The sequence below is a fragment of the Pseudomonas sp. K5002 genome, from assembly GCF_013386655.1.
Classification (GTDB): Bacteria; Pseudomonadota; Gammaproteobacteria; order Pseudomonadales; family Pseudomonadaceae; genus Aquipseudomonas.
Window position 1 is genome coordinate 1 of record NZ_JACARK010000438.1, and the last position, 402, is coordinate 402.

Genomic DNA, 402 nt, shown 5'->3' on the forward strand with positions numbered 1-402 from the left:
CCTTCACGCCCACCAGCCAGGCCACCGGCACCATCACCAACTGGGCCGCGACGATGCAGGCCGAGGTCAGCGGCGTGGCCATCTGCAGGTTGATCTGCGACAGCTTCTGGCTGACCAGCGGCAGCATGGCCGCATTGGCCAGGTGAAACAGCGCGCAGCAGATGGCAAACAGCATCAAGGGCCTGTTCGCCAGAAGCACGGCCAATCCCGACGGTTGTTCATGGCCGGTGCCATGCGCAGGGTCGAAACCCCGTGCGACTTCGTGGTCGATTGCCTGGGCTGACACGCAGCTGACCGCGATGACACTCGCCGCAGCCATGACTGCCATCAGATAGAACACCGCCACCGGGCCGAACAGGTAGGCGAACCCACCAGCGAGCAGGGCCGCCACCGCGTTGCCGG

Annotated in this window: 1 pseudogene; it reads right to left on the reverse strand. The window is 65.7% G+C overall.

The features are described from left to right. Positions 1 to 402, reverse strand: a pseudogene (locus HX846_RS19855) (MFS transporter); the annotation flags it as partial.